This is a genomic window from Nocardia anaemiae NBRC 100462, assembly GCF_001612725.1.
Taxonomy (GTDB): domain Bacteria; phylum Actinomycetota; class Actinomycetes; order Mycobacteriales; family Mycobacteriaceae; genus Nocardia; species Nocardia anaemiae.
The window spans coordinates 1-11,631 of record NZ_BDAZ01000049.1 but is presented as its reverse complement, the minus strand read 5'-3'; the positions used below and the strand labels follow the sequence as shown (position 1 = coordinate 11,631).

Sequence of the window (11,631 nt, the reverse complement as noted above, 5' to 3'; positions counted from 1 at the left end):
GCCGATGGTGTGGGTTGGGCCGAGGGCGCGGGTGTTCTGGTGTTGGAGCGGTTGTCCGACGCCAAGCGCAATGGTCATCAGGTTTTGGCGGTGGTCGCTGGTTCGGCGGTGAATCAGGATGGTGCCTCGAATGGGTTGACCGCCCCGAATGGTCCCTCGCAGCGGCGGGTGATCCGTCAGGCGTTGGCTAATGCCGGGGTCTCCCCGGTCGAGGTCGATGTTGTTGAAGCCCACGGCACCGGTACGACTTTGGGTGATCCGATTGAGGCGCAAGCGCTTTTGGCCACCTATGGGCAGGACCGTGATGCGGATAGTCCGTTGTGGTTGGGGTCGTTGAAGTCCAATATCGGTCACGCGCAGGCCGCTGCGGGTGTCGGTGGCGTCATCAAGATGGTGATGGCGATGCGGCACGGGCTGCTGCCCAAGACCCTGCACGTGGATCAGCCCTCGACGAAGGTCGATTGGTCCGAAGGCCATATCCAGTTGTTGACCGAGCCTCTGCCGTGGCCGGAAGTTGATCGGCCACGTCGTGCTGGTGTGTCCTCCTTCGGTATCAGCGGCACGAATGCGCACGTCATCGTCGAACAGGCCCCAGCGGAACCGGCTCCCGTGCCGGTGGTCGAGAACGTCCCGGCCGTGTTGCCATGGGTGGTCTCGGCGCGCGGTGCGGAGGCCCTTGCGGGTCAAGCTGCTCGTTTGACATCGCATGTGGGCGAGCACGATCCGATCGATGTCGGTTTCTCCCTGGCGTCGACGCGTGGTGTTTTCGAACATCGTGCTGTGGTCGCGGGCGAGGGCCGTGATGGTCTGTTGGCGGGTGTACGCGCAGTGGCTGCCGGTGTACAGGCACCTGGTGTGGTGTCCGGTCGTGTGACGGCGGGTTCGACGGGTGTGGTGTTCTCGGGTCAGGGTGCGCAGTGGGCCGGTATGGCTACTGAGTTGCGTGATGGGTATCCGGTGTTCGCCGAGGCATTCGATGCGATCGTCGCTGAGCTGGATCCGCTGCTGGAACAGACGGTTTCGCTGAGTGTGGCGTTGGCGGACGGTGATCTAGTTGATCAGACGGTGTTCGCTCAGGCGGGTTTGTTCGCGTTCGAGGTGGCGTTGTTCCGTCTGCTCGAATCGTGGGGCGTGCGCGCCGATGTGGTGGCCGGTCATTCGATCGGTGAGGTCGCTGCCGCGCATGTGGCCGGGGTGTTGTCGGTCGGGGATGCGTGTGTGCTGGTTGCGGCGCGTGGTCGTTTGATGCAGGCACTGCCTACTGGTGGGGCGATGGTGGCGGTCGGTGCGTCGGAGGCGGATGTGTTGCCGCTGCTTATCGGTGGGGTGTCGATCGCGGCGGTGAATGGTCCGTCATCGGTCGTGCTCTCCGGTATCGAGGACGCGGTCGCGGCTGTTGTCGAGGCGTGTGTCGAAAAGGGTTGGCGGACGCACAGGTTGCGGGTTTCGCATGCTTTCCATTCGGTGTTGATGGAGCCGATGCTGGCCGAATTCGCCTCGGCGATAGCGGGTTTGACGTTCGCGCCACCGAGCATTCCACTGGTGTCGACGGTCACAGGTGCCCGAATCACCGACGAGATGACCGATCCGTCGTATTGGGTGGGTCAGGTCCGTGAGACGGTGCGGTTCGCTGATGCGGTCGCCGCGATGGCGGATTCGGGTGTGTCCCGGTTCGCTGAGGTGGGGCCTGATGCGGTGTTGTCTCCGATGATCGCCCGGAAACTCGAAGACGCGACGGCTGTTGCTTTGACCAGACGCGACCACGCCGATGCCTCGACTGTATTGACTGCGGTGGCAGGGCTGTTCGTCTCCGGCGCCGATGTGGACTGGGCCGGTTTCTACGCCGGTACCGGGGCCCGGCGAATCGACTTGCCTACCTATGCCTTCCAGCATGAGTGGTTCTGGCTCGATGCCAAGCAGATGCTGGCGCAGTCGTGGCTGGGTGCCGAACTGGGCGGAGTCACCGCTGTCGGGCTCGACGCGGTGGACCATCCGTTGCTGGGTGCCGTTGTGCCGCACCCGGATTCGGGTGGGGTGAGTTTCACCGGCCGGTGGTCGCTGGATTCGGTGGAATGGCTGGCCGACCACAGCGTGCTCGGCACCGTGTTGCTGCCGGGCACCGGATTCGTCGAATTGGCCGGTTACGTCGGTGGTCTGCTGGGCTGCGAGGTGGTGGACGAACTTGTTCTGCACACTCCGCTGACCATGTCGGTCGAGGGCAGTATCGCAGTACAGGTCGTGGTGGCCGCCCCTGATGAGGTAGGCCGCCGAAGGCTGAGCGTGCATTCTCGGCAGTCGACCGAGGGGCCGTGGGTTCTCCATGCCGAAGGGGTTCTCGCGCCGGGTGACGGAATGGCGGATTTCGACCTCGCCTCTTGGCCTCCGGCTGGCGCGCAGCCATTGGACATCAGCGGTGCATATGACGAGCTGCTCGATATCGGATATGGGTATGGCCCGTTCTTCCAGGGGTTGCAGGCGGCGTGGCAGCGCGGTGATGAGTTGTTCGCCGAGGTCGCGCTACCGAATCCGCAGGAAGCCAAGGGCTTCGGGATCCATCCCGCGCTGTTCGACTCGGCTTTGCATGCCGGGATAATCCATGCTCTTCGCGGCGGTGGCAGTGCTGGCTTCCCGGCGCTGCCGTTCACCTGGAACAGGGTAGTGGTGCACTCGGCCGGTGCTGCCGCAGTGCGGGTCCGGATTGTGCTTCAAGGCGACCGGTTCGCGGTGCAGATGGCTGATGAGCAGGGTCAGCCCGTGTTGTCTGTGGGCGCGTTGGTTTCTCGCGTGGTGTCTGCCGATCGGCTCAACGCGAACCCGGTGTCGGATGCCTTGTTCGGTGTGGATTGGGTCGCTGTTGCGCCCTCGGTGGTGAGCGTCGAGCCGGGCCGTGTGGCCGTGCTCGGTTCCGGCCAGAGTTTTGGTGAGGTGCGCGGCTATGGTGATCTTGCGGCGTTGATCGCTGATCTCGATGCGACTCCCGATGCAGTTGTTCCTGACATCGTGTTGTTGGAGTGCCCCGACCATGACGGGGTGGCGCCGGTGGCTGCCCGGCAAATCGTGTTCAGAGTTCTCGACACTGTCCAACTGTGGTTGAGCGATAGTCGCTTTGCTGACTCTCGTTTGGTTGTGCTCACCGAACGCGCTGTGACTGTTGCCGATTCCGAACAAGTGGATCTGGGTCAGGCGCCGGTGTGGGGTTTGTTGCGTGCCGCGCAGGCCGAGCACCCGGGTCGGTTCCAGCTTCTCGACTTGGATGAAGACGGTGATCCGCTCTCCGTGGCGGCCGTGTCGGCTGCGGTCGCGACGGAGCCGGAGGCCGCGCTGCGGGGTGCGAGCGTGTTCGTGCCGCGGTTGACTCGTCACGCGGCTGGCGAGGTTGTTCGGCTGTCCGAGCCGGGTACCGTTCTGGTGACTGGTGGTACTGGTGGTTTGGGTGCGGTGATTGCTCGGCATCTGGTGACCGAACATGGTGTGCGGCAGCTGGTTTTGACGTCTCGTCGTGGTCTGGATGCTCCTGGCGCTGCTGAGTTGGGTGCGGAGTTGGTGGAGCTCGGTGCGCAGGTGCGTATTGCCGCGTGTGATGTGTCTGATCGGGATGCGCTCGCGGCGTTGCTGGACAGCATTCCGGTTGAGCATCCGCTGGTGGGTGTGGTGCATGCGGCGGGTACTGCGGATAACGGTGTGATCGAGTCGATTACCGGGGACCGGATCGACTATGTGTTCGGGCCGAAGGTCGATGCGGCGTGGCATCTGCACGAACTCACTCGCCAGCACCGGCTGTCGCTGTTCGTGCTGTTGTCGTCGGCGGGTGGGTTGGTGCTTGCGGCTGGTCAGGCGAATTACGCCGCTGCGAATGTTTTCCTCGATGCCCTTGCTGTGTATCGGCACGGTTTGGGGTTGCCTGCGACCGCTATCGATTATGGCTTGTGGGCGCGGTCGAGCGGTCTTGGTGTCGAGTTGTCGGAGGATGATTTCGATCGGATGCGTAGGCAGGGTTTCCCGCCGCTTTCCGAGGTCGATGGTTTGGCGTTGTTCGATGCGGCGATCGGCACTGATGCTGCTCAGTTTGTGGGGTTGCGGGTTGATCCGGCTGTGCTTCGGACCCGGGGTGAGCAGGTTCCCGCTCTCGTCCGTGCGATCGCACCGGCACCGGTGCGCCGCCAGACTCGGACAGCGGCAGGGCGGGCGTTCCTGCAAACGCTGGCTGGTCTCTCCGACGCCGATCGCAAGAGCGCTCTGCTCGACCTCGTCCGATCGGTAGCCGCCGAGATCCTCGGACACACCTCGATGGAAGCTGTTGAACCCCGACAAGCTTTCCAACAGCTCGGCTTCGACTCCTTGGGCGCCATCGAGTTCCGGAACAAGCTCAACGCTACGACCGGTTTGCAGTTGCCTGCCACGCTGGTCTTCGATCACCCCAACTCGCAGATCGTCGCCGAGTTCATCGATTCCCAACTCACCGGCACCGCGGCTGTCGAGAAGCTCGCGATCAGTCGAGTCCGAGCCAACGACGACCCGATCGCGGTGGTGGCGATGGGCTGCCGCTACCCCGGTGGTGTCGCCTCGCCCGAGGATCTGTGGAGTCTGGTCACCTCGGGCATCGATACCACCGGTGCGATGCCGGTGGATCGAGGCTGGGACATCGAGGGCATCTACGATCCCGAACCCGGTAAGGCGGGCAAGACGTACACCCGTCAGGGTGGATTCCTATACTCCGCAGCCGAATTCGACGCGGACTTCTTCGGGATCAGCCCCAACGAAGCCACGATGATGGATCCGCAGCAGCGGTTGCTGCTTGAGGTGTCTTGGGAGGCATTGGAACGCGCCGGTGTCGATCCCGATGTCCTGCGTGGCAGTTCGACCGGTGTGTTCACGGGTGTGATGTACCACGACTACGCTCGGGGAACCGGTACCGGTAGCAGCTCTGCGGGGAGTCTGGTCTCGGGCCGGGTGTCGTATGTGTTCGGTCTGGAGGGACCGTCGGTCACCGTGGATACGGCGTGTTCGTCGTCGTTGGTGGCTTTGCATCTGGCTGCGCAGTCGTTGCGGTCGGGTGAATGCGATCTGGCCTTGGCCGGTGGTGTGGCGGTGATGGCGACACCGGATATGTTCCTCGAGTTCGGCCGTCAGCGGGGTTTGTCTCCGGATGGACGCTGTAAGTCCTTCGCCGATGCTGCCGATGGTGTGGGTTGGTCCGAGGGCGTCGGTGTGTTGGTGTTGGAGCGGTTGTCCGATGCCCAGCGCAATGGTCATCAGGTTTTGGCGGTGGTTGCTGGTTCGGCGGTGAATCAGGATGGTGCGTCGAATGGTTTGACCGCGCCGAATGGTCCGTCGCAGCGGCGGGTGATCCGCCAAGCGTTGGCCAATGCCGGGGTCTCCCCGGTCGAGGTGGATGCGGTGGAAGCCCACGGCACCGGTACGACTTTGGGTGATCCGATCGAAGCCCAAGCGCTGCTGGCGACTTACGGCCAAGATCGGGACCCGGGGCGTCCGCTGTGGTTGGGGTCGTTGAAGTCCAATATCGGTCACGCTCAGGCTGCCGCGGGTGTGGGTGGTGTGATCAAGATGGTGATGGCGATGCGCCACGGTGTGTTGCCGAAGACCCTGCATGTCGATCAGCCCTCCACAAAAGTCGATTGGTCCGAAGGTCATGTGCGGCTGTTGACCGAGCCGGTGGCGTGGCCGGAGGTTGATCGGCCACGTCGTGCTGGTGTGTCCTCGTTCGGTATCAGCGGCACCAATGCTCACGTCATCGTCGAACAGCCTCCAGTGACCGAGCCGGTGGTAGAACACGCTCCGGTGCTGGATTCGGTCCCGGCTGTGTTGCCGTGGATGCTCTCGGCGCGCAGTGGTGCGGCTCTTGCGGCTCAAGCTGCCCGCCTGGCCACGCATGTGGATGACCATGCCTCGATCGATGTCGGCTTCTCGTTGGCGTCGACGCGTGGTGTTTTCGAGCATCGGGCTGTTGTCGTCGCGGGCGACCGCGATGATCTGCTGGCCGGGGTGCGGTCGTTGGCTGCCGGTGTGCGCGCACCTGGTGTGGTGTCGGGTCGTGTGACGGCGGGTTCGACGGGTGTGGTGTTTTCGGGTCAGGGTGCGCAGTGGGCGGGTATGGCCGCTGAGCTTCATGGTGCGTATCCGGTGTTCGCCGAGCATTTCGACGCGATCGTCGTCGAGCTGGATCCGCTTCTGGAACAGACGGTTTCGCTGAGTGTGGCGTTGGCCGATGGTGATTTGGTTGATCAGACGGTGTTCGCTCAGGCGGGTTTGTTCGCGTTCGAGGTGGCGTTGTTCCGTTTGCTCGAATCGTGGGGTGTGCGAGCCGATGTGGTGGCGGGTCATTCGATTGGTGAGGTGGCTGCGGCGCATGTGGCCGGGGTGTTGTCGGTCGGGGATGCGTGTGTGTTGGTGGCGGCGCGTGGTCGTTTGATGCAGGCGTTGCCTGTCGGTGGGGCGATGGTTGCGGTGGGTGCGTCGGAGGCCGAGGTGTTGCCGCTGCTGGCTGGTGGGGTGTCGATCGCAGCGGTGAATGGTCCATCGTCGGTGGTGCTTTCGGGTGTGGAAGGTGATGTCGCCGCTGTTGTCGAGGCGTGTGTCGAGCGTGGGTGGCGGACGCACAGGTTGCGGGTTTCGCATGCTTTCCATTCGGTGTTGATGGAGCCGATGCTGGCCGAATTCGCCTCGGCGATCGAAGGTTTGACGTTCGCTTCACCGAGTATTCCGTTGGTCTCCACGGTAACTGGTGCTCGAATCACCGACGAGATGACCGATCCGTCGTATTGGGTGGGTCAGGTCCGTGAGACGGTGCGGTTCGCTGATGCGGTCGCCGCGATGGCGGATTCGGGTGTGTCCCGGTTCGCCGAGGTCGGGCCCGACGCGGTGCTGACTCCGATGATCGCCCAGACTCTCGATGCCGGTAACTCCACGGTGGTGGCACTGGCGCGTCGAAACCGTGCCGATGTGTCGGCGGTAATGAGTGGTGTCGCCGAGTTGTTCGTCTCCGGTGTCGATGTGGACTGGGCCGCTCTGTACGCGGGTACCGGAGCCCGGCGGATCGATTTGCCCACCTATGCCTTCCAGCGCCAGCGCTATTGGATGCGCGAGGGATCGGCCGGTAGTGGTGATGCCCGCGCGATGGGTCTGGCGACCACCGGACACCCGCTGGTTTCGGCGGTGGTGTCCCAACCGGACTCCGACACGGTAACGCTCACCGGACGCTTGTCGGTGCAGACGCATCCGTGGCTGGCCGATCACAAGGTGATGGACACGGTGTTGTTCCCCGGTACCGGTTTGGTCGAACTGGCCTTGCATGCCGGGGAGCAGGTGGGCTGTCCGACTCTGGAGGACTTGGTCCTGCAGGCTCCGCTGGTGCTGCCGGAGTCGGCGGGCATTGCGGTGCGTGTCGTGGTCGGTGCCGAGGACGAGACCGGCCGTCGCGCGGTGCGGATCTTCTCCTGCCCCGATGGGGATGTCGGTTCGGCGTCATCGTGGACGCTGAACGCCGAAGGCGCGCTCGCCCCGGATGACGTGGCGACTGCTGTCGACCTCGCCTCTTGGCCCCCGGCCGGTGCGCAGCCGCTGGACATCAATGGGGTCTACGACGAACTGCTCGATGGCGGGTACGGGTACGGTCCCTACTTCCAAGGTCTGCAGGCGGCATGGCAACGCGGCGAGGAATTGTTCGCCGAAGTCGCGCTACCCGACCCGCAGGAAGCCAAGGGCTTCGGGATCCATCCGGCGTTGCTGGATGCCGCCCTGCATGCCCTGCGGTTGACCGGCTACATGTCGGCGGACGAAACCGGACTCGCGTTGCCGTTCGAGTGGTCCGGTGTCACGGTGCACGCGGCTGGGGCCGATGCGGTGCGGGTCCGGCTGACCCGGGTCGGCGAGCATGCTGTGGCGTTGGATCTCGCGGATCCGACCGGTGCTCCGGTGGCGACGGTGCGGCAGCTGGCTTCCCGGCCGATCGATCCCGCGCAGCTCACCGCCGACGCATCCACTGTGCACAACGCGTTCCAGGTCGATTGGACACCGATTTCGGTGTCCAACACGGAGGTCAGCGCGGTGGCATGGGCGGATCTCGGTGACGAGGTTCCGGCCGCGGTCGTGTTGGACTGCACGGCGGGTAATGATCCTGCGGCAGTTCGAGCCGCGACTCACGGTGTGCTGCAAGTGCTTCAGGCCTGGATTACCGATCAGCGGTTCGGTGAATCGGTGCTGGTGGTTCGGACCCGTGGTGCGGTATCGGTTGCAGGGGAAGACATTACGAACTTGGCCGGTGCCGCGGTGCACGGTCTGGTTCGTTCCGCGCAGGCGGAAAGCCCTGACCGAATCGTGTTGATAGACACCGATTCCGACATCGACGGACTGCTCGGCGGGATTCTGGCTTCCGAAGAACCGCAGGTGGCTGTGCGCAGCGGGCAGGTCCACAGTGCGCGACTGACCCGAGCGGCCTCCACTTCGGCTCCGAGTTCTTCTTTCGGTCCGGACGAGACAGTTCTGATCACCGGTGCCAGCGGCTTTCTCGGTGGGTTGTTCGCCCGGCACCTGGTCAACGCCCACGATGTCCGCCACCTGCTGTTGCTGAGTCGGCGCGGTGCCGCCGCTCCCGGCGCCGCCGAACTGCGGGCGGAGTTGCAGGGTCTCGGTGCCGAGGTCGAGTTCGCCGCCTGCGATGTCGCCGATCGCGGTGCGCTCGCCGAGGTGCTGGCCGACGTTCCCGCGGGCCGTCCCCTCACCGGTGTGTTCCATACGGCTGGTGTGCTCGACGACGGTGCCATCGCGTCGCTGACCCCGGATCGGATGGACGTGGTGTTGCGGCCCAAGGTCGATGCCGCCCTGCACCTGCACGAATTGACAGCTGATTTGCCGTTGAAGGCGTTCGTGCTGTTCAGCTCGGCGGCCGGTGCGTTCGGTGGCCCTGGCCAGGGCAACTATGCCGCGGCCAACGCGTTCCTGGATGCGCTGGCGATGCACCGCAGGGCATCCGGGCGCTGCGGGCAGTCACTTGCGTGGGGTCTGTGGGGCATGGACGGGGGCATGGCCGCCGAGCTGAGCGATGTCGACCGGCACCGTATGTCTCGTTCGGGCATGCTGCCGCTGTCGGAGGAACAGGGCCTGGCGCTGTTCGCCGCCGCGGCCGAGATCGATACGGCGGCACCCATCCTCGCCCGTCTCGATCTGGGGAGCCTCCGCAGCGCGGGGTTCGCCGCCGCCCTGTTCTCCGGCCTGGTCCCTGCTCGCCGCGAAACAGCCTCGGGCGCACCCACGACGCTGCGTGCTCGTTTGGCGAACACTCCCGACAGTGAACGCCTCGGTGTTCTCGTCGAAATCGTTCGTGGTCAGGTCGCGGCGGTTCTGGGGCATCGGAACGCGAATTCGATTGCGGCGGATAGGCCGTTCAACGAGCTGGGCTTCGATTCGATCACCGCTATCGAGTTCCGCAACGCACTCAAAGACGTTACGGGTCTGCGGTTGGCCGCGACCCTGGTGTTCGATTATCCGTCACCACAGGCTTTGGCCGAATACCTGGCCGACGAGTTCACCGACCACCACAACCCCGACCGGTCGGCGGACCCATCGGACAACGAAATTCGAAGTGCCCTCCAAACAATCCCGCTCAGTCGTCTGCGCGACGCGGGCCTGCTGGATGCCCTCATGAAACTCGCGCACGGGCAGGAAGGGCACGGCGAGATCGATCAGAACATCACCGATGAATCGATTGATGAGCTCGATATCGATGACCTGATCGACCTGGCTTACAACAGCTACTCAGAGGACTGACGGAACAATAATGACGAAGCCCGAGGACAATACTCAGAAGCTTGCTCAGGCACTGCGTGTCTCGCTCAAAGAGACCGAGCGATTGCGTGCCCGCAATCGCAAGCTCGACGCAGCCCTTCGCGAGCCCATCGCGATTGTGGGTATGGCATGTCGTTATCCGGGTGGGGTCAATTCGCCTGAGGATCTGTGGAATTTGGTCTCGAACGGGACCGACGCCACATCGGAGTTCCCCGAAAATCGAGGGTGGGATACCGACCGTCTCTACGATCGCACCGGCGAGACATCGAATAGCACTTACACGCGTGCGGGTGGCTTCCTGCATTCCGCCGGTGAATTCGATCCCGCGTTCTTCAATATCAGCCCCAATGAAGCCGCACTGATGGATCCGCAGCAGTTTCTGCTGCTGGAGACGTCGTGGGAGGCGTTCGAACGGGCCGGTGTCGACCCTGGCTCGCTGAAGGGCAGCCGGACCGGTGTGTGGGTCGGCATGATGTATCACGACTATCCGGCCAACGCGAACTCGGGATCTATTGCCTCCGGCCGAGTCTCGTATGTGTTCGGTCTGGAGGGACCGTCGGTCACCGTGGATACGGCGTGCTCGTCATCGCTGGTGGCGATGCATTCGGCTGCGGCGTCGTTGCGGTCGGGGGAGTGTGATCTGGCGTTGGCCGGTGGTGTCGCGGTGATGGCCACCCCGGAGACGTTTGTGGAGTTCAGTCGTCAGCGGGGTTTGTCTCCGGATGGACGCTGTAAGTCCTTCGCCGATGCTGCCGATGGTGTGGGTTGGTCCGAGGGCGTCGGTGTGTTGGTGTTGGAGCGGTTGTCCGATGCCCAGCGCAATGGTCATCAGGTTTTGGCGGTGGTCGCTGGTTCGGCGGTGAACCAGGACGGTGCCTCGAACGGGTTGACCGCGCCGAATGGTCCCTCGCAGCGGCGGGTGATCCGTCAGGCTCTGACGAACGCCGGTGTGTCCCCGGTCGAGGTCGATGTTGTCGAAGCCCATGGCACCGGCACCACTCTGGGTGATCCGATCGAAGCCCAAGCGCTGCTGGCGACTTACGGCCGAGATCGGGACCCGGGGCGTCCGCTGTGGTTGGGGTCGTTGAAGTCCAATATCGGTCACGCTCAGGCTGCCGCGGGTGTGGGTGGTGTGATCAAGATGGTGATGGCGATGCGCCACGGTGTGTTGCCGAAGACCCTGCACGTGGATCAGCCCTCCACAAAAGTCGATTGGTCCGAAGGTCATGTGCGGCTGTTGACCGAGCCGGTGGCGTGGCCGGAGGTTGATCGGCCACGTCGTGCTGGTGTGTCCTCGTTCGGTATCAGCGGCACCAATGCGCACGTCATCGTGGAACAGGCCCCGTTGGCCGAACCGGCGGTGGAACAGACTCCGGCGCCGGTGGTGAAGACTGTCCCGGCTGGTGGGGTACTGCCATGGGTAGTTTCGGCACGCGCTGGTGCCGCCCTTGCGGGTCAGGCCGTCCGCTTGGCGTCTCATGTCGGTGATCACGACCTGGATCCGGTGGATGTCGGTTTCTCGCTGGCGTCCACGCGTGCTGTTTTCGAGCATCGTGCTGTTGTCCTTGCCGGGGGCCGTGATGGTCTGCTCGCGGGAGCACGAGCGTTGGGTCGCGGCGAAATCACTCCCGACGTGGTTTCCGGTCATGTGGTGTCGGGTTCGACGGGTGTGGTGTTCTCGGGTCAGGGTGCGCAGTGGGCCGGTATGGCCACCGAGCTGCATGGCGCCTATCCGGTATTCGCCGACCACTTCGACGCGATCGTTGCTGAGTTGGATCCGCTTTTGGGGCAACCCGTTTCGTTGAGCGCGGCGTTGGCGGACGGTGATTT

The 11,631-nt window shown here is 64.1% G+C and carries 2 protein-coding genes; both read left to right on the top strand.

Translation table 11 applies throughout. From position 1 onward, the window contains the following. A partial coding sequence (locus tag NA5_RS26285) for a type I polyketide synthase (RefSeq protein ID WP_157110642.1) occupies positions 1–9,783 on the top strand: 9,783 nt, incomplete at its 5' end. Between the two features lie 7 nt (positions 9,784–9,790). Next, positions 9,791–11,631: type I polyketide synthase (locus NA5_RS26280; RefSeq protein WP_443093747.1), on the top strand; the 1,841-nt coding region annotated here is incomplete at its 3' end.